Consider the following 18,770-nt stretch of genomic DNA (forward strand, 5'->3'; position numbering starts at 1 on the left):
GGTTGCGAAGATCACGTTTCGCACTCGCGACCAGTGTTGCTGGTGTTGCGGATGGTCCAGATGGGGTCGCACAGACTAGCCTGAACTCCATGGCAGGTAAGTCGAGCGCCCGGGGATCCAGTACAAGCACGTCCACGTCCAGGGCATCGACCAGGTCGTCAGCCTCCACTCCGAGTGCGCGCACGACCGCAAAACCTCGCACCTCGCGCACCACACGGACCGTGTCGACTCCTCGGAACGTCACGACTTCGGCCAGGGCTGGTGGGCGCCCGGCCTCGGGCAAAGGCTCCAAGCCAGCGCCCAAGAAGGCCTCCGGTACGTCGTCGGCCGCGCGCCGCCCGGTATCGAAAACGTCTCAGCGGGCCAGCCCGTTGGCGGCTGTCGGCAAGGGAATCGGAGCCGGGTGGTCCCTGGCTGCCCGCGGCGTCGGCGCCACCACACGCACCGTCAGTAAGGTCGGCGAGATCGAAGCCGGCCACCGCCGCGACGGAATAGCGCTCGGCCTGATCGCATTCAGCGTCGTCATCGCCGGCGGCGTCTGGTTCAAGGCCGGTGGTCCGATCGGCGGCGGCATCGACACCCTTGTGCGCGCTATCTTCGGCGCGGCCTCGGCCGTGCTCCCCATCGTCGGCGTCGGCCTCGCGATCCTGTTGATGCGCACAGAACCGAAACCTGAGATCCGCCCCCGACTGATCATGGGATCGTTGCTGGTCGGTCTGCCGGCGCTCGGCCTCTGGCACATCATCTCGGGTTCACCGACAGACTCCACCGGTCGCTCCAACGGAGCAGGGTTCGTCGGGTACGTCGTGGGGGGCCCGCTCACCAACGGGCTCACCGTCTGGCTGTCTGCGCCGCTGCTGGTCATCGCCGCCGGATTCGGAATCCTCCTTCTGACCGGAACCACGCTGCGTGAGGTGCCGAGCAAGTTCCAGTCCTTCTTCGGTGCCTCGTATCGCTCGGACGAATACGGCGACTACGGATCCGAATTCGACGAGGATGGCGAGCACCACTACGGCGAATCTGCTTACGATCCTTCACTGTTCGACGCCGACGGCTACCCGGTCGACACCTACGCCGAGCCACCGCTCAAGCCCGCCAAGCGGACCAGCCGACGCGCACCGATCGACAACTACCCGACGGACGAGTTCGAATCCGGCGACAAGAAGACCGAAGTACTCGGTCTGTGGAACGCCGACGACACCGCAGTACCCGACGAGCCCGTCGTGGCTGCTGCCGCGCCCGTCGTGGAGACTCCGGCGCCGCGCCCCAAGGTGCCGGCCCGTTCCGTCCCTATCGCCAAGCCTGTGCCGAAACCCGAACCGGAGCCGGAGGAGAAGGAACACTTCGTCACCGATCGGGTCACCGACGGCGACTACAACCTCCCTCCGACGACGTTGCTGATCGAAGGGGACCCGCCCAAGCTCCGCAGTTCTGCGAACGACGCGATGATCGAAGCGATCAGCGAGGTCCTCGAACAGTTCAAGATCGACGCCGCCGTTACCGGATTCACCCGAGGCCCGACAGTGACGCGGTACGAGGTCGAACTCGGCCCAGGCGTGAAGGTCGAGAAGATCACCGCGCTCGCCCGCAACATCGCCTATGCAGTGGCTACCGACAACGTCCGTCTCCTGGCCCCCATTCCGGGTAAGTCCGCGGTGGGCATCGAGGTACCGAACTCCGACCGCGAAATGGTTCGCCTCGCCGACGTGCTGAACGCGCCGAGCACCCGACGCGATCACCATCCACTGGTGATCGGTCTGGGCAAGGACATCGAAGGTGACTTCGTCAGTGCCAACCTCGCGAAGATGCCCCACCTTCTGGTGGCAGGTTCGACCGGCTCGGGTAAGTCGAGCTTCGTGAACTCGATGCTCGTCTCGTTGCTCACCCGAGCAACGCCGGAAGAAGTACGGATGATCCTCATCGACCCGAAGATGGTCGAGCTCACGCCGTACGAAGGTATCCCGCACCTGATCACGCCGATCATCACTCAGCCGAAGAAGGCCGCGGCAGCGCTGGCCTGGTTGGTCGAGGAGATGGAACAGCGTTACCAGGACATGCAGGCCAACCGGGTGCGTCATATCGACGACTTCAACTCCAAGGTCAAGTCCGGCGAAATCACCGCCCCGCTGGGCAGCGAGCGCGTCTACCGTCCGTACCCGTACATCCTGGCAATTGTGGACGAGCTGGCCGACCTCATGATGACCGCTCCCCGCGACGTCGAAGAAGCGATCGTCCGCATCACGCAGAAAGCCCGTGCTGCCGGTATCCACCTGGTGCTGGCAACGCAGCGCCCCTCCGTCGACGTCGTCACCGGCCTGATCAAGACCAACGTGCCGTCTCGTCTGGCGTTCGCGACGTCTTCACTGACGGACTCGCGAGTCATCCTCGATCAGCCAGGCGCCGAGAAGCTCATCGGTATGGGTGACGGCCTCTTCCTGCCCATGGGTGCGGGTAAGCCGACCCGTATGCAGGGCGCGTTCATCACCGACGAAGAAATCTCGGCGGTCGTCGACTTCGCGAAGAACCAGGCGGAGCCCGAGTACACCGAAGGTGTCACCGCGCAGAAGGCCGGGGAGAAGAAAGACGTCGACCCCGACATCGGCGACGACATGGATGTCCTCTTGCAGGCCGTGGAATTGGTGATCACCAGCCAGTTCGGTTCGACGTCGATGCTTCAGCGCAAGCTGCGAGTCGGGTTCGCCAAGGCCGGCCGACTGATGGACCTCATGGAAAATCGTGGCGTCGTCGGACCCAGCGAGGGCTCGAAGGCCCGCGAGGTACTCATGAAGCCTGAGGAACTCGACGGTCTGCTGTGGTCGATTCGCGGCGGCGACCCGGATGAGGCACCCGCAGACGAGTAGGGACACCTCGGCGGACAAGCCGTCGACAGACGACCGGAGGAACCCGTGCATGTGACGCCGTTGGCTTGGGGAATCACGATCGTGGTGATCCTCGGCCTGTTCGTCTTCGACTTCTTCGCCCACGTCCGCACGCCGCATGCGCCGACCTTCCGGGAGTCCGCGTTCTGGTCGACGGTCTACATCTCGATCGCCATCGTCTTCGGCCTCGTCGTGATGTGGATCTGGGGCACCACGTACGGCGGTGAGTACTTCGCCGGCTATGTCACGGAAAAGGCGCTCTCGGTCGACAATCTGTTCGTCTTCGTGATCATCATGTCGACCTTCGCGGTACCACGAGAGTTCCAGCAGAAGGTATTGCTGATCGGCATCGTCCTCGCGTTGGTGATGCGCGGAATCTTCATCGGTGTCGGTGCCGCCGCCATCAACGCATACAGCTGGGTGTTCTACCTCTTCGGTGCGTTCCTGATCTACACCGCGTACACCCTGATCCGCGATCACGGGCATGAGAAGGAAGCCGAGGAGAAGCGCGACAGTCGCATCATCTCGCTCGTGAAACGGGTGCTGCCGACTACCGAGGAATACGACGGCGACAAACTGATCACCCGGATCGACGGCAAGCGCGTCGTGACTCCGTTGTTGTTGGCGCTCATCGCAATCGGCTTTGCCGACGTGCTCTTCGCGCTCGATTCGATTCCGGCGATCTACGGTCTGACTCAGGAACCGTATCTGGTGTTCACCGCCAACGCCTTCGCACTGATGGGCCTACGGCAGCTGTACTTCCTGATCGGCGGGTTGCTCGAACGGCTGGTCTATCTCTCGTACGGGCTCTCGATAATCTTGGCGTTCATCGGTGTGAAACTGGTACTTCACGCGTTGCACGAGAACACCCTCTCGTTCGTCAACGGAGGTGAACACGTCTCCGTGCCGGAAATCTCCACGGCACTCTCACTCGGAGTGATCATCGGAGTATTGGCGGTGACGACGGTCGCGAGCCTGTTGAAGACTCGCGACCGGGCCGGGGAGTAGGCCGACGCTCTCAGGCGCTGAACTGACCCAACACCGGAACCCACTCGGTGATCCGGACCTTCTCGATCAAATCGGCGATCGCGAACGGGTCGTGGGTGAAGAGGAGTGAAACGGTGTCGGCGTCAGCGGCGTCGACGATGATCAGCGCGCCGTTTCCATCTGCAAACGGGCCAGATGACAGAACGATCGAGCGGGAAACCAGATCCGCGAGCCAGGCGCGGTGATCGCTGCGGACTTCGTCGCGCTGAGGGGTCTTCTCGGGTGCGTAGGTGTATTCGACGAGGAACAACGACATCGTGAACCGCTTTCGGAGGCTGGTGATCGAGACAGGTGTGTTTGAAGAGTCTGAACGGTTCAGAGAGTCAGGAGCATGCGAGTATTGCCGAGTGTGTTGGGTTTCACATAGCTCAGATCGAGGAACTCGGCGACGCCGGCGTCGTAGGACCGACACATTTCCGCATAGACCTCGGCGGTGACGGGAGTGCCGTCGATCTCCGCGAATCCGTGACGGTGGAAGAACTCGGTCTCGAACGTCAAAACGAACAACCGTTCCAACTCCAATTCCTTGGCGACCTCGATGAGTTTGTCGACGACGTGGAAACCTGCGCCCTGCCCTTTCGCAGTCGGATCGACTGCTACGGTGCGGATCTCACCCAGGTCCGCCCACAGCACATGCAGTGCGCCGCAGGCGATTACCTGGTCACCCCGCTCGGCGACCCAGAACTCCTGGACTGCCTCGTACAGCGTCACGAGATTCTTCTCGAGGAGGATCTTGCCGGCGTAGATGTCGATCAGACGCTTGATTTCGGGGATGTCCGACGTTCGCGCGCGACGCACGATCAACTGGCTCTCGGTATAGGTCGGCGCGGTCGAAGTCATGTGGTGCACATTAGTCAATGGCCCTACCGATATTCTAAGTCGCGTGCCTGTCCGCCCCACGCAATTCCCGCGCCGCTCGGCTGTATCCCGGGTTCGGCTCACCGCCTGTGCGGTGATCCGATGAGTACCCCGCGCGATCAGACCGACGCCCATCGCGCCGCCGTCGGCCCGTCCGACGGCACACCTGTCGCGGACAACCCGGTTCCGTTGCTGAACATCGCGAACATTCTCACGATGATCCGAATGGTTCTTGTTCCGGTGTTTCTCGTTGTTCTGTTCGTCGACGGCGGACACTCGACGTGGTGGCGTCTCGGGGCGATGGGCGTGTTCATCGTCGCCGCGATCACGGATCGGATCGACGGCCAATTGGCTCGGAAGTACGGTCTGGTCACCGATTTCGGGAAACTCATGGACCCGATCGCGGACAAGGCGCTGATCGGAGCCGCGCTGATCGGGCTCTCGGTTCTCGGTGATCTGTCGTGGTGGGTGACCGGAGTGATCATCGCCAGGGAACTCGGAATCACGCTGCTGCGGTTCGCGGTTCTGCGGCACGCGGTCATCCCGGCGGGCAAGGGCGGCAAGCTCAAGACCCTCGTGCAGGCCGTTGCGATCGGGTTCTACCTCTGCCCGCTGCCGAGCAGTTGGGACATCGTCAGCGGGCTGCTGATGGCCGCTGCCGTCGTGCTGACGGTGGCGACGGGAATCGAATACATCGTGCAGGCGATCAGGCTTCGCGCCGGAGTTCGCGCAGTCGAGTCATGACCGACCCGCTGCTCGGACTCGGAGTGGTCGAACTTGTCGAGGCCCTCGGCGCCGCGAAGCAGACTGTCGCCGCCGCCGAATCTCTGACAGCAGGGCTGTTCACGGCTGCAGTCGCGTCGGTGCCGGGGTCGAGCGCGGTGCTGCGTGGGGGTCTGGTCGTGTACGCGACCGACCTGAAAGCAACACTGGCTGGTGTGGATCCAGGCCGCCTGGCAACGGACGGCCCCGTGTCCGAGAGCACGGCGGTGGCATTGGCGCTCGGCGCCCGGACGAAGTGCGGTGCGGACTGGGGTATCGGTCTGACCGGAGTCGCCGGTCCGAGTGAGCAGGACGGACACCCGGTCGGAACAGTGTTTCTCGGTATCGCCGGCCCTGACGGAACCGAATGCGAACCGCTCGCGCTCGGCGGCGAACGGTGGGAGATTCGGACAACCGCGGTCGCGACTGCCGTGTCGCGGTTGCGTGATCGTGTCGTAGAGCGTGCGGCACGATAGGCTCGGGAACCAATCGGATGTGTTCGGACGTTGACGATTGTGAAGACGTACGACCATGCACGATGAGGTCACGGATGAAGGAGGAGCGAGATGGCGCTGCTATTGCGTGAGGCAATCGGTGACAGTCTCCGGCGTACGCGCGTTTCGCAGAGCCGCACGCTACGTGAGGTCTCGAACAGCGCGCGTGTGAGCTTGGGCTATCTGTCCGAAGTGGAACGTGGACGTAAGGAAGCATCGAGCGAATTGTTGGCGGCGATCTGTGATGCGCTCGCAGTCCCACTGTCCGACGTGCTGGTCGACGTGAGCGAGACCCTGGCCACGAAGAAGAGCGCTCCGGTAGCTGGTCGGCAGGTTGCCGAACCTGCCGTGTCGGCTTCCGGCTCTGTCTCGGCTTCCGGTTCGCCGACTATCGCACGCGATACCCGCGTCGTGATTCCGGCACCGAACGCTCGAAGGTTGGCGGCGGCGTAGCCACTACCGGCCGTAACCGATAGATTTTGTACGTAACCGCCGGTTTCCAGCAGGTGGGGTCAGAGCAGATAGGGCGCAGCCCTTGTTTCGGTGCGCGACGGTCGCGCTCCGGGTCGCGTTCGGCGCGGCGCATCAGATGGAGGCAGGATCAAACCAATGGCTAATCCTTTCGTCAAGGGCTGGAAGTACCTGATGGCGCTCTTCAATTCGAAGATCGATGAGAAGGCAGATCCAAAGGTTCAGATTCAGCAGGCGATCGAGGACGCACAGCGCCAGCATCAGGCGTTGTCCCAGCAGGCTGCGTCGGTGATCGGTAATCAGCGTCAACTCGAGATGAAGCTCAGCCGTCAACTCGACGAGGTCGAAAAGCTCAACGCCAACGCGCGCCAGGCAGTCAACCTCGCCGATCAGGCCGCTGCTGCCGGCGACAACGACAAGGCGATTCAGTACACCAACGCTGCAGAAGCTTTTGCGGCCCAGTTGGTGACGGCCGAGCAGGGCGTCGAGGATCTGAAAGCACTGCACGACCAGTCCTTGCAGGCAGCCGCTCAGGCCAAGAAGGCCGTCGAGCAGAACGCGATGACACTGCAGGCAAAGGTTGCCGAGCGCACCAAGCTGCTCAGCCAGCTCGAGCAGGCCAAGATGCAGGAGCGCGTGAGCGAGTCCCTTCGTTCCATGGACAGCACGCTGTCGGCTCCGGGCAACACACCCAGCCTCGATGCTGTGCGCGACAAGATCGAACGTCGCTACGCTGACGCACTCGGCTCTGCCGAGCTCGCCCAGAACTCCGTTCAGGGCCGCATGATGGAGGTCCAGCAGGCCTCGGTCCAGATGGCAGGGCACAGTCGTCTCGAGCAGATTCGTGCATCCATGAAGGGCGAGGCGCTGCCGTCCGGCGGCGCAGCAGCCACTCCCGCGACTCCGTCCGTCGAAAAGCAGCCCCCGGCTGCCGGTCAGACCGGGCAGTAGCCGAATCCTCGATGTCGGCAGTGATGCTCTGATGTTTTCTTCACGAGACGGTCGATCTGGGCGTGAGCCCCGGTCGGCCGTTCCCGTTTCCGTATCCGGCGCTTTCGGAGCCTTGGGACGCACCGCGGATACATTGCGCGAGGTCGGGCTTTCGGCGGCGGATGCCGCTCGGCGGTGGCAGGACCCGCGGGCCAAGTTCGAGCGCAAGCGTGCCCGTGCGCGCCGACGCGCTCAGCGTTGGGGTTTCATGTCCGGCGGATCCGTGGTCGGCACGGCCGGCCTCGCTGTCGCGTCGGCTCCAGAGTGGTCGGTGGTCGTGGCAGGCGGGGGAGCGGCACTGTTCGCGGTTCCCGCCGTGATCGCGGTCGGCCGCTACCGTTCGATGAGTTCCGGCCCGCCGCCGTCAGCGCCGATTCGCCGGCGGCTGCCACCGTCGTCGTCTCGCGCGTTCATCCCGATGTCGCGCCTCATCGGCGCCGAGACTTCGCTGTTCGAGATCTTGAGTGTGCTCAGACGCGCCGACACCATCGACCCCGGTGAGTTGGACGAAATCACTGTTACCGCCGATTCGGCACTGAGAGCGATGTTCGCGGTGTCTTCGGATGTCGTCGCGATGGAACGCGCTGTGGCCGCGACGCCGAAGGTAACCGAACCTCTTGATCCCACCATCGACGGCGCAGTCCGTGAGTTGCAGTCGGGGTTGGATCAGTACGAGGATCTGGTGACTTCGGCAGCTGCTCTGACAGCGCCTCACAGCCCGTCGGCGCTCGTGGGATTCAACCGAGAGCTTTCGGCGCTGCACGCGGCCGCCGAGCGGCTCTCGGCGCTTGCCGACGCCATCGGCGAGGTGGACGACATCACCCGCAAGTACAACTGATCGGCTCTCGCGCCTGATCAATGCTCCCTGTTCGACATCTCAGTCGTCGGCGCCGCGGGCCGCCAATGCTTCGCCCATTGCGTCCGCGGTCATCAGGGTGCCGACGATGACCGGCACTGCGAAGGATCGCAGCGAGAATCCGAGCCCTCGCGCCTTGCGTGCCTCGGACACCTGTGTGATGACCTCGAACATCAGCGGGATACACCGGATCGTCATTGCGAGGAGCAAGGCGATCCGTTCGGGATTGACGCCGAAGCGTCGCAAGGGTGTCAGAAATCTGGTGATCGCGTCGAGCATCTCGGAGATCCGTGTGGTCAGACCCATGATCGCCGCGAAGGCGATCGAAATGATCAGAACCCCGCAAACGACGGCCGCTCGCTGCCATCCCGCGACTACCAGCTGGAACGCCCCGATGAAGAGCAACATCCACAGCGCCGGACGCAGCTGCCGGATTGCAGTCATCGGAGGAATGCGCGCAATCGCGTACAGGGCCACAACTACGATCGTGGGAGCTGCCAGTTGCCACGGCTCACGCACGAAGATCGAGACGGCGAGAATGGCCACGACCAAGGCGAAGAGCTTGATTCCCGTCGGCATCCGGTGCAGGAGTGAGCAGCCCGGTCGGTAGACGCCGAGAGTGGTCACGAGACCAACGACCGGTAGTGATCGATGGAGTCGGCGGGGGAGCCGTCAGCGACGACGCGGCCTTGGTCGACGACCAACACCCGTTCGAAGGATTCGAGGAGATCGAGTTGGTGGGTCACGACGATCAGTTGCTGATCGAGTGACGCGAATACCGAGCTGATCAGCCGAGAGTTGCGAAGGTCGAGGAGCGTGGTGGGTTCGTCGGCGACGAGTACGTTCGGTTCCGTCACCATGATGGCCGCGAGCGCGAGGAGCTGTTTCTGCCCGCCCGAAAGCTGGTGGGTGGGATGGTCGGCGTGCCCGGCGAGGCCGTAGCGTTCGAGCACCGAGGCCACCTTTGCGGCGCGCTCGGCTTTGCCCAATCCGCTACGGCGGAGCGAGAATTCGATGTCCTCGGCAACCGTCGGCATCACGATCTGGTGGTTGGGATCGGTGAAGACGAATCCGACCTGCTTGCGTACGTCGCGGCCCTTCTTCGCCGTGTCCAAGCCGTTGACGTGGACGTGTCCTTCCGTTGGAACGACCAGTCCGTTGATCATGCGAGCGAGGGTCGACTTGCCGCTTCCGTTCGCACCCACGATTCCGATTCGCTGCTCGCTCAGTCGCAGATTTATCTGCTGCAGGACCGTTCGTTCACCGAAGCTGTGTCCGACGTTCTCGAAGACGATCTCACTCATCGGAGATTAATTCGCCACCACGGTCTTGTTCGACGAGATCACCGAGTCGCGCAGCAGTGCTGGGTATGCCCGATGAACCTGGGACGCGACCAACGCGGTGACGACCGCTTTTGCGGCGTCGAGAGGAATGAAGGCGGCGTTGGCCGACCATGCGGCAACGAAGCTCATGTGTCCGCGGACCATCATTCCGACGATGCCGAACGCGTAGAGAATGACCACGCCGCCGAGAAGGTTGATGCCGATGCCCGCGATGATCCGGTACTTGGGCAGCATCTTGGCAGTCAGCCATCCGATGACAAACGCCGTCGGGATCCAACCGATGAGGAATCCGGCTGTCGGGCTGGAGAGAGACACGAGTGCGGTGCGACCGCCGGCAAGGACCGGTAGACCGACTAATCCCAGGGCAATGACCGTCAGGACGGCGAGAACACCCTTGCGCGGTCCGAGTAGAGCGCCGGCCATCATGACGCCCATGGACTGAAGTGTGATCGGCACGCCGGAAATGCCGATGTTGATCGACCCGGGGAGGCCCAGCGCGATGATGAGTGCGGCGAAGACGGCTACATGCGCGAGATCGCGAGCGGGGAAACGGGTCGTAGACACTGCGGACGTGCTCCTTCGGCATACGGGATCGAACTTCGCGAGTTTACGCCAGGAGCAAGCTCCGATGGGTTGGACACCTGACCTGCGTGAGGGCCGGTCTCGGGGTGAACCCTGATCTTTACCTGAACTTGCCGCTGAGCTGCTGCTTTGTCACGCCAGACCTGTCAGGCTGGTTCTACGGATGAAGCAGCACCTGTCCGATTCGACTGATTATTCAACGGCACGTTGGAGGTAAGCATGTTTTGGAAGATCGTTTTGGCCGTCGTCCTGGTGTGGGTCGCACTCGCGGTGGTCGGTGCCCTGATCAAGGGGCTTTTCTGGGTTTTGGTTGTCGGCGCCGTCGGCTTCGGAATCTATTTCCTGGTGAAGGCGATGTCGGGAAGTGACGACAATTCGCCCGCTTCGCGGTTCTGACGGGCAAGATCTGCCCTATGGAAAACTTCCCCGAGGACTGGCAGCGCGCGATTGTCATCGTGGCGCATCCCGATGACATCGAATACGGCGCAGCCGCAGCAGTGGCGCAGTGGACCGATCGCGGCAAAGACGTGCGATATGTCCTGGCCACGCGCGGCGAGGCCGGAATCGCCGGTCTGTCGCCCGAGGAGTCCGGCCCGGTCCGCGAGGAAGAAGAGCGTCGCTCGGCCGCGATCGTCGGTGTCAGTGAGGTGGAGTTCCTCGGCCTGCCCGACGGTCGTCTCGTGGAAGGCTTGGAGTTGCGCTCGACTCTCGCCGCAGCAATTCGTCGTCACCGCCCGGAATTAGTGGTGACGATGAACTTCTCCCATACCTGGGGACCTGGCTACCTCAACAGCGCGGATCACCGAGCGCTCGGGATCAGCGTCCTGGACGCGACCGCTGATGCGGCGAACGAATGGATCTTTCCGTCATTGACGGCGCAGGGACTGGCGCCGTGGTCCGGCGTTCGGTGGGTTGCGGTCAACACGATGACTCCTACACACTGCGTCGACGTGACGTCGACGGTCGATCGCGCCGTGGATTCGCTCGCGGAACATGCGCGATATCTGGCGGCGTTGAGTTCCACGCCGATCCGGGAACAGGCGCGCGCACAGATCGACATGGTCAGCGGACCGAAGCCTGGATTCGACGCCGAGCGCGCAGTTGGTTTCGAGTTGTACTATTTCTGATGATCTCTGAGCGAGAGAACTCGCAAGTCCCGACGGGATTACCGGTGACTTGTCCGGTATTGTGTTACATACGATGGTAATCCGTAACGCAGATGGCCCAATTGTCCCTCGCAAGGCAGACGGTCAGCGCATCCCCAGCCGCGAGATCGACGACGTGATTCTCGACGCAGCAAGGTCGTGTGTCCTCGATTTCGGAATGCAGCGAACCACACTGGCGGAGATCTCGCGTCGCGCCGGCGTGAGCCGGCCGACCGTCTACCGGCGATGGCCGGACACGCGAGCCGTCGTCGCGGATCTGCTCACCCGGGAGATTCGATCGGTGCTGCCCGAGGTGACCTTCACCGGGTCTGCGGCCACATTGCTCGTGGAAGCGATCGGGGACGTCGTCGGCCAGATTCGCGACCATCCGCTCTTCGTGAAGATTCGGCACGCTGATCAAGAGTTGCTCACCACCTACATCGTGGACCGACTCGGCGCGAGCCAGAAGTCGATTCTCGAACTGATCACTTCCGTCGTCGCTGCCGGTCAACAAGACGGTTCGATTCGCGAGGGAAGCGTCAACGAGATTGCGGCGATGGTTCTACTGATGGCTCAGTCCGTCGTCATCTCCGCACCGACTCTCGAGCCGGAACTTTCCGCCGACGCGTCGGTCGAGCAACTCAGACATGCGGTCGCTGCGTATCTGGCACCTGCAAAGAATTCGGGAGAATAGCTGTGGACCCTCGAGATTCAGCAGGCAGTGATTCAGCAGGCGGCGATTCAGCTCTCAATGCACACCGGCGTACTCGTGAGCTCGAGCAGTTGGCGAACGGCGATTCGGTTGACGTCCTGGTCATCGGCGGCGGAATCACCGGTGTCGGTGTCGCTCTCGACGCCGTGACTCGTGGGCTCAGTGTTGCGCTGGTCGAAAAGCACGACCTCGCGTTCGGCACCAGCCGCTGGAGTTCGAAACTGGCACACGGCGGCCTTCGGTACCTGGCTTCCGGCAATGTCGGTATAGCGCGTGAAAGTGCGGTCGAGCGCGGCATTCTCATGACGCGCACCGCGCCGCACCTCGTTCGCGCCATGCCTCAACTCGTACCGCTGTTGCCCGAAACGTCGTTCTTCGGGAAGGCCCTGGTGCGTACCGGTTTCCTGGCCGGTGACGCTCTGCGCATGTCGGCGCGAACCCCGGCTTCGGTTTTACCCAGATCACGGACGGTCAGCGCTGCGCGGGCGCGCGAATTGGCTCCCGCGGTCAAGCAGGAGAACCTACGAGGCGCCTTGACCGCGTTCGACGGGCAGCTCATCGACGACGCCCGGCTCGTCGTCGGCATCGCCCGAACCGCAGCGTCCTACGGCGCGCGAATCCTGACCCGCGTCGGTGCATACGACGTATCCGGAACGTCGGCCACCTTGCGCGACGAGTTGACCGGGTCCGAGTTCTTGATGCGTGCCCGCGTCGTGGTCAATGCGACCGGTGTCTGGGCTGATCAGGTCGACTCCAGCATCACCCTGCGCCCCAGCCGCGGGACGCACCTGGTGCTCGATGCAGCGCGATTGGGGAACCCCACGGCAGCACTGACCGTGCCGATTCCCGGCGAGACCAACCGTTTCGTCTTCGCGCTGCCCGCGCAGCTCGGCCGGATCTACCTCGGGTTGACCGACGAAGCAGCGCCGGGACCGGTGCCCGACGTACCGACGGCGTCCGAGGACGAGATCGACTTCCTGCTCGACACCGTGAACACGGCGTTGGAAGTTCCGCTGACCCGTGAGGACGTCTTGGGGACCTTCGCGGGTCTGCGTCCGCTGCTGGACACCGGTGAAGGCTCGACGGCCGACCTCTCGCGCAATCACGCTGTAGTCCGTTCGGACTCGGGCTTGGTCACGGTGGTGGGCGGAAAACTCACGACGTACCGCAAGATGGCCGAAGACGCCGTCGACGCCGCGGTCGAGGTCGGATCGCTGAGCGCCGGGGCGTGTCGGACACGCGCGTTGCCGCTGGTAGGCGCTGCATCACCGGTGGAATTGAAAAAGATCAAGGCACCGGCGTCGTTGGTGGCGCGATACGGCGCAGAGGCCGAGGTCGTGGCCGCGGCGAGCAGCGATCGACTCCGATCGGTTGCGGACTTGGAGATCTGCGGCGCCGAGTTCGATTTCGCGGTATCGCATGAAGGCGCACTCGACGTCGACGACGTCCTTGATCGCAGGACGAGAATCGGATTGGTGGCTTCGGATCGCGAACGCGCACTGGGTGCGGCGGAACAGGCCTTTCACTCGGTGTGACACTCTGATCCGGTGCGTGTAGCCGTTGTTGCCGGGCCGGACCCGGGTCATGCTTTTCCCGCAATAGCGTTGTCGCTGGCGTTGATCCAGGCCGGCGACGACCCGATTCTGTACACGGGGACCCGGTGGGTCGAGGCAGCGCGAGCGGCCGGCGTGGAATCCGAGCCTCTCAAGGGCTTGGCCCCGCGGCCGGGAGACGACGATCTTGATGCAGGCGCTCGGATTCATTCGCGCGCCGCCTATATTTCCACCGAACTGCTTCCCGACCTGAAATCCGTCTCCCCGGATCTCGTCGTCTCCGACATCCTCACTGCCGGAGGCGGATTGGCCGCCGAACGACTCGGCATCCCCTGGGTGGAACTTTCGCCTCACCCGCTGTACTCACCGTCGCGGGGGTTACCGCCGATCGGCAGTGGGCTCGCGCCCGGCATCGGAATTCGTGGTCGACTTCGCGACACCCTGATGCGCGCCGCAACAGGACGTTCGATCAAGCAAGGGTTGGCGCAGCGCTCGCAGGCCCGTGTCGGCATCGGGCTACCCGCCCTGGATCCAGGCCCGCATGCTCGCCTGATCGCAACACTTCCGGCACTGGAAGTGCCGCGTCCCGACTGGCCGGAGCACGCTCACGTCGTCGGCCCGCTTCTCTGGGAGCCGACCGAGGTGATTCTGGATCCACCGCCAGGTGACGAACCGCTGGTTATGGTGGCGCCCTCCACGGCGCACACCGGCGCAGTGGGAATGTTCGAGGGCACGGTCGAAGGACTCGGCGGCGCCGGTGTGCGGCTGATCGCGTCGATGCTCGACGGAGCCGAAGGCGAGCATCCCGATTGGGTTCGTGCAGGTCTCGGACGCCAGGACGCGATGCTGCGTGACGCGTCGGTGTTGGTGTGCGGCGGCGGGCACGGCATGTTGGCGAAGGCCTTGCTGGCCGGCGTGCCGACGGTCGTCGTTCCCGGGGGTGGGGACCAGTGGGAGTTGGCCAATCGCGCTACGCGGGCAGGGACGTCGGTGATCGTGCGGCCCGCAGATGCCCGCTCGATTCGCGATGCCGTACTGCAGGTGCTCTCCGACAAACGATTCGCGGAAGCTGCGATGTCCGCTGCCGCGACTGCGTCGCAGGTCACCGATCCGGTGGCGGTGTGCCGACAGGTGGTCAACGGCGGTGTGACGGCGTGAGCATGTTGCGCCTGAATGCAGGTGCACCGCTCTGTGGACTACGGTGGCGGCTGTGCGGTTGACCGAATTTCATGAAATGGTGCGCGAAGAGTTCGGGCAGGTACGAGGCGACTCGATGCTGATCGACCATGTACTCCAGAGTCTCGACGGAATGACTGCTGCGGAGGCCGTCGAAGCAGGTTGGGAGCCTCGCGAAGTGTGGCGTGCGCTCTGTGTGGAGTTCGACGTACCGCCCGCCCGCCGCTGATTTTTTCGGCGTGTCGAACGCCTCCCATCTTCTGTTCGAACACGTGTTCGTCTATGCTGAAGCTGTTCGGTGGTGACGCTCCTTTCGTAACTGCGAACTTTCGGTTATCGACAAGCACGGTTATCGACAAGCACAGTGATCGACAAGCGCGAAAGCAAGATCGAAAAGTCTGTCGGTGGCCGGATCTACTCTGATCGCAACACACCAACAGGGTCGGCTCAGGCAGGCGCTGAAGAGACGGAGTCTGCTCAGGCAGGCACTGAAGACTGAAACAAGGATGGGGATCACGATGGCACCACAGGCACCTGATCGGGACAAGGCACTCGACCTCGCGTTGGCGCAGATCGACAAGAACTTCGGCAAGGGTTCGGTGATGCGCCTGGGCGAGGGTGTTCGTCAGCCCATCGCCGTCATTCCCACCGGTTCCATCGCGCTCGACGTCGCGCTGGGTATCGGCGGACTGCCGCGTGGCCGCGTCATCGAGATCTACGGCCCGGAATCTTCGGGTAAGACCACCGTGGCACTGCACGCAGTTGCCAATGCTCAGGCCAACGGCGGCATCGCGGCGTTCATCGACGCGGAGCACGCACTTGATCCCGACTATGCAGCCAAGCTGGGCGTCGACACCGATGCACTCCTGGTCTCGCAGCCCGATACGGGTGAGCAGGCCCTCGAAATCACCGACATGCTGATCCGTTCGGGCGCCCTCGACATCGTCGTGATCGACTCCGTGGCCGCTCTTGTTCCTCGCGCCGAGATCGAAGGCGAGATGGGTGACAGCCACGTCGGTTTGCAGGCTCGACTGATGAGCCAGGCACTGCGCAAGATCACCGGTGCCATGAACAACTCGGGCACCACCGTCATCTTCATCAACCAGCTTCGCGAGAAGATCGGCGTGATGTTCGGTTCTCCCGAAACTACCACCGGTGGTAAGGCACTGAAGTTCTACGCTTCGGTCCGCCTCGACATCCGTCGTATCGAAACTCTCAAGGACGGTACCGACGCAGTCGGTAACCGCACCCGAGTCAAGGTCGTCAAGAACAAGGTCGCGCCGCCGTTCAAGCAGGCCGAGTTCGATATTCTCTACGGCCAGGGCATCAGCAAGGAAGGCTCGCTCATCGATATGGGTGTCGAGCACGGGTTCATCCGCAAGTCCGGCTCCTGGTACACCTACGAAGGTGACCAGTTGGGTCAGGGCAAGGAAAATGCTCGTAAGTTCTTGCTGGAGAACACCGATATCCGTGACGAGATCGAGAAGAAGATCAAGGAAAAGCTCGGTATCGGTGCTGACGTCACTGCAACCGACGAAGCTCCCGCCGACTTCTGAGTTCAGTCATGAGCTTCGACGACGGTGACAACGGCGAGAATGCTCGTGAAGAGTACGGCGCTCCTCGGCGTCGATCCCGTCAACGATCCGAGAAGCCGTCGCAACGCGCAGAAGGCGGGACAGAGGCGCAGGCCAAAGATGCTTGCCTGCGCCTCCTGACCGACCGGGCGCGCAGCCGCTCCGAACTGGAAACCAAGCTGAGCGGACGCGGCTTCGAACCCGAGATCATTACCAAGGTCCTCGATCGACTCCAGGAAATCGGGTTGATCGACGACGCGGACTTCGCGAACCAATGGGTTCATTCGCGGCATACGTACTCGGGCAAGGGAAAGCGTGCACTTGCAGTCGAGTTGCGGCTCAAAGGAATCGACCAGGACGTCGCTTCCGAAGCGTTGTCGCAGATCGATCCGGAAGATGAGCGCGAGCGAGCAGCGGAGCTGGTTCGGCGGAAGCTGAAGAACAAGCCCGTCGATGATCGTGACAAGGTCACGCGTCGACTGGTCTCGATGCTGGCACGCAAGGGATATTCAGCTGGGATGTCGTACGAGGTGGTCAAAGCCGAGATGGCGGCGATCACCGACTCGTAGCGAAGTGCAGCATTCAGAACAACAGGGCGGGGGTACCACCGAAATTCGGTGGTACCCCCGCCCTGTTGTGTATTCGCGCTAACGCGGCCGGATTCGACTCACGGCTCCATCTGATTCACGGCTTGGTCAGGTCCATACCCGGAACCGAAACGGCTGGGTCGGCGGACGGAGCCGCGATGGGGCCCTTGCCCTTTCGCTTTCCGGAACGCAGGCGCTTCTCCACCTTGGTTGCCAGGAAGGTCAGAGCCGAGTTGAGAGCGATCATAATCGCGGCGACCACGATGAGCGCCGGCAGGAAGTTTCCGTAGAAGGTGCCGAGCTGTTGGGCCTGACGCACCAGCTCGACATACCCGATCAGGTAACCGAGGGCGGAGTCCTTCAACGCCACGACCATCTGTGAAATCAGTGCCGGGAGCATGGCGGTAACCGCCTGGGGGAGCAGGATCGTCACCATGATCTGCGTCTTGCGCATGCCTAGTGCCTTGGCGGCCTCACTTTGCCCTCGTGGGAGTGAGTTGATTCCGGCACGGACGATCTCGGCGATCACTGACCCGTTGTACAGAGTCAGACCCACGACGACTGCCGCGAGTGCGAGGTACTTGGACTTGAAGACCTCGTATTCGGCGAACACCTGATACGAGAAGATCATCAGAATCAGAACCGGTACTGCTCGGAACAATTCGACGATGACGCCGCAAATCTTCCGAATGATGTTGTGCTCGGAGAGTCGGCCGATACCCAGGGCAGAACCGAGGATGAGCGCGAAGACGATGGACATCGCAGCCGCGATCAGCGTTCCCCGGATGCCGGGTATCAGATACGTTGTCCACGACGTGGATTCGAGGAACGGATCCCACTTCGCTGCTGTCAGCTGGCCCTTTTCGTCGAGTGCGCGGTAGATGACGTAACCGATTGCGACCATGAGTGCAGCGACGACAAGGGATGCGAATCGGTAGAGATTTCGCGCTCTGGGGCCTGGCGCGTCGTAGAGGACTGTTGCGCGGTTGCTCATCGTGAAACCTCGAATCGCTTGCTCAGCTTGCCGAAGATCAAGCCCATGGGAAGTGTCAGGATCACGAAACCGACAGCAAAGATTCCACCGACGACGAAGATCGCCGCTTCGTTTTCGATCATCTTCTTCATCAGCGCTGACGCTTCGGATACGCCGATCACCGCGGCGATGGTCGAGTTCTTGGTCAGTGCGATCAGCACGCTACCCAGCGGTGCTGTGACCGCGCGAAATGCCTGAGGCAGGACGATCAGCCGAAGATTTTGTGCAAACGACAGACCGAGTGATCGGCCCGCTTCGGCCTGGCCGACCGGAACGGTATTGATTCCCGATCGAAGTGACTCACACACGAACGCGGCGGTATAGACACTGAGGCCGAGTACTGCGAGTCGGAAGTTGTTGTCTGTCAAGAACGTCGGTGAGTCCGACTTGGCGAGATTGACTCCGAGCGTCTGCGACAGACCGAACAGACAGAACAGCAGAATCAGTGTCAGGGGGGTGTTGCGGAACACGGTCACGTACGCGGTACCCAGGAATCGGGCGACCGGAACCGGTGACACGCGCATGGCCGCGATCAGGACACCGATGATGACGGCGCCGATCGCGGAGAAGAACGTCAGCTGGATCGTGGTCCAGAAGGCTTCCAGAATCTGGTCGCCGTACTTGCTCAGAAGGTTCACTTGCCGTCTCCCCAGATCACGGGATCTCCGTTGGTGGCGTCACGCGCTGCGGCTCCCGAAATGGGGAGCC

At 62.8% G+C, this 18,770-nt stretch carries 22 protein-coding genes; 15 read left to right on the forward strand and 7 right to left on the reverse strand.

Features of this window, described 5'->3' with window-relative positions; translation table 11 throughout:
* Positions 1-89: 89 nt before the first annotated feature.
* Both RE4_RS09235 and RE4_RS09240 read left to right on the forward strand, forming a co-directional pair.
* Positions 90-2,861 (forward strand): DNA translocase FtsK, encoded by a 2,772-nt coding sequence (locus RE4_RS09235; RefSeq protein ID WP_019748180.1) that lies wholly within the window; start codon positions 90-92, stop codon positions 2,859-2,861.
* 45 nt (positions 2,862-2,906) lie between these two features.
* Positions 2,907-3,887: a TerC family protein gene (locus RE4_RS09240; RefSeq protein ID WP_019748181.1), complete on the forward strand. Its 981-nt coding sequence runs from the start codon at positions 2,907-2,909 to the stop codon at positions 3,885-3,887.
* 10 nt (positions 3,888-3,897) lie between these two features.
* Here the strand turns inward: RE4_RS09240 and RE4_RS09245 are convergent, their stop codons facing one another.
* Complete coding sequence (locus tag RE4_RS09245; protein ID WP_019748182.1) at positions 3,898-4,182, reverse strand: YciI family protein; 285 nt, start codon at positions 4,180-4,182, stop codon at positions 3,898-3,900.
* Positions 4,183-4,241: 59 nt separating this feature from the next.
* Positions 4,242-4,766, reverse strand: coding sequence for an amino-acid N-acetyltransferase (locus RE4_RS09250; protein ID WP_019748183.1), 525 nt, complete (start codon positions 4,764-4,766; stop codon positions 4,242-4,244).
* Between the two features lie 120 nt (positions 4,767-4,886).
* Between RE4_RS09250 and pgsA the strand changes: the two genes are divergently transcribed.
* The 5 genes from pgsA (at position 4,887) to pspM (ending at position 8,339) form a co-directional block, all read left to right on the forward strand.
* Positions 4,887-5,528: a CDP-diacylglycerol--glycerol-3-phosphate 3-phosphatidyltransferase gene (gene pgsA / locus RE4_RS09255; RefSeq protein WP_019748184.1), complete on the forward strand. Its 642-nt coding sequence runs from the start codon at positions 4,887-4,889 to the stop codon at positions 5,526-5,528.
* Positions 5,525-6,022: a CinA family protein gene (locus RE4_RS09260; protein ID WP_019748185.1), complete on the forward strand. Its 498-nt coding sequence runs from the start codon at positions 5,525-5,527 to the stop codon at positions 6,020-6,022. Before pgsA ends, RE4_RS09260 begins: the two co-directional genes overlap by 4 nt.
* 90 nt (positions 6,023-6,112) lie before the next feature.
* Positions 6,113-6,493: a helix-turn-helix domain-containing protein gene (locus tag RE4_RS09265; protein ID WP_003942191.1), complete on the forward strand. Its 381-nt coding sequence runs from the start codon at positions 6,113-6,115 to the stop codon at positions 6,491-6,493.
* A gap of 156 nt (positions 6,494-6,649) precedes the next feature.
* The gene (gene pspA, locus RE4_RS09270; protein ID WP_003942098.1) at positions 6,650-7,462 is read left to right on the forward strand and encodes a phage shock protein PspA; all 813 of its coding nucleotides are present in this window, start codon (positions 6,650-6,652) and stop codon (positions 7,460-7,462) included.
* 31 nt (positions 7,463-7,493) lie between these two features.
* Positions 7,494-8,339, forward strand: coding sequence for a phage shock envelope stress response protein PspM (gene pspM / locus RE4_RS09275; protein ID WP_020907518.1), 846 nt, complete (start codon positions 7,494-7,496; stop codon positions 8,337-8,339).
* Positions 8,340-8,378: 39 nt separating this feature from the next.
* Here pspM and RE4_RS09280 read toward each other — a convergent pair whose 3' ends face one another.
* From RE4_RS09280 to RE4_RS09290, 3 genes are read right to left on the reverse strand one after another with little or no spacing between them, the layout of a single operon-like run.
* Entirely contained in the window at positions 8,379-8,984 is a 606-nt protein-coding gene (locus tag RE4_RS09280; protein WP_019748187.1) for an energy-coupling factor transporter transmembrane component T family protein, read from the reverse strand.
* Positions 8,981-9,661, reverse strand: a complete 681-nt coding sequence (locus RE4_RS09285) for an energy-coupling factor ABC transporter ATP-binding protein (protein WP_021333596.1) — start codon at positions 9,659-9,661, stop codon at positions 8,981-8,983. Before RE4_RS09285 ends, RE4_RS09280 begins: the two co-directional genes overlap by 4 nt.
* Positions 9,662-9,667: 6 nt before the next feature.
* Positions 9,668-10,264, reverse strand: coding sequence for a biotin transporter BioY (locus RE4_RS09290; protein WP_019748189.1), 597 nt, complete (start codon positions 10,262-10,264; stop codon positions 9,668-9,670).
* A gap of 225 nt (positions 10,265-10,489) precedes the next feature.
* Here RE4_RS09290 and RE4_RS31280 point away from each other — a divergent pair, with 225 nt between their 5' ends.
* The 8 genes from RE4_RS31280 to recX all read left to right on the forward strand — a co-directional run bounded on the left by RE4_RS31280 (position 10,490) and on the right by recX (position 17,011).
* Positions 10,490-10,678: a hypothetical protein gene (locus tag RE4_RS31280; protein WP_020907519.1), complete on the forward strand. Its 189-nt coding sequence runs from the start codon at positions 10,490-10,492 to the stop codon at positions 10,676-10,678.
* Positions 10,679-10,695: 17 nt separating this feature from the next.
* The gene (locus tag RE4_RS09295) at positions 10,696-11,409 is read left to right on the forward strand and encodes a PIG-L deacetylase family protein (protein ID WP_019748191.1); all 714 of its coding nucleotides are present in this window, start codon (positions 10,696-10,698) and stop codon (positions 11,407-11,409) included.
* A gap of 73 nt (positions 11,410-11,482) precedes the next feature.
* Positions 11,483-12,121 carry a TetR/AcrR family transcriptional regulator gene (locus tag RE4_RS09300; protein ID WP_019748192.1) on the forward strand — a complete coding sequence of 213 codons (639 nt, stop codon included), beginning with the start codon at positions 11,483-11,485 and terminating at the stop codon, positions 12,119-12,121.
* Positions 12,122-12,123: 2 nt separating this feature from the next.
* Positions 12,124-13,674, forward strand: a complete 1,551-nt coding sequence (locus RE4_RS09305) for a glycerol-3-phosphate dehydrogenase/oxidase (RefSeq protein ID WP_060938478.1) — start codon at positions 12,124-12,126, stop codon at positions 13,672-13,674.
* 12 nt (positions 13,675-13,686) lie between these two features.
* Positions 13,687-14,850: a glycosyltransferase gene (locus tag RE4_RS09310; protein ID WP_060938479.1), complete on the forward strand. Its 1,164-nt coding sequence runs from the start codon at positions 13,687-13,689 to the stop codon at positions 14,848-14,850.
* A gap of 52 nt (positions 14,851-14,902) precedes the next feature.
* Positions 14,903-15,097 (forward strand): DUF3046 domain-containing protein, encoded by a 195-nt coding sequence (locus RE4_RS09315; protein ID WP_003942185.1) that lies wholly within the window; start codon positions 14,903-14,905, stop codon positions 15,095-15,097.
* Between the two features lie 289 nt (positions 15,098-15,386).
* Complete coding sequence (gene recA, locus RE4_RS09320) at positions 15,387-16,424, forward strand: recombinase RecA (protein ID WP_007735170.1); 1,038 nt, start codon at positions 15,387-15,389, stop codon at positions 16,422-16,424.
* An 8-nt stretch (positions 16,425-16,432) separates the two neighbouring features.
* Complete coding sequence (recX, locus tag RE4_RS09325; protein WP_060938480.1) at positions 16,433-17,011, forward strand: recombination regulator RecX; 579 nt, start codon at positions 16,433-16,435, stop codon at positions 17,009-17,011.
* 115 nt (positions 17,012-17,126) lie between these two features.
* On the opposite strand, the gene RE4_RS09330 is transcribed toward recX, so the two are convergent.
* Positions 17,127-18,023, reverse strand: coding sequence for an amino acid ABC transporter permease (locus tag RE4_RS09330; RefSeq protein WP_007735172.1), 897 nt, complete (start codon positions 18,021-18,023; stop codon positions 17,127-17,129).
* The gene (locus RE4_RS09335; protein ID WP_019748198.1) at positions 18,020-18,700 is read right to left on the reverse strand and encodes an amino acid ABC transporter permease; all 681 of its coding nucleotides are present in this window, start codon (positions 18,698-18,700) and stop codon (positions 18,020-18,022) included. The genes RE4_RS09330 and RE4_RS09335 overlap by 4 nt, the downstream gene beginning before the upstream one ends.
* Positions 18,701-18,770 lie beyond the last annotated feature (70 nt).

The organism is Rhodococcus erythropolis NBRC 15567 (assembly GCF_001552595.1).
GTDB lineage: Bacteria > Actinomycetota > Actinomycetes > Mycobacteriales > Mycobacteriaceae > Rhodococcus_F > Rhodococcus_F erythropolis.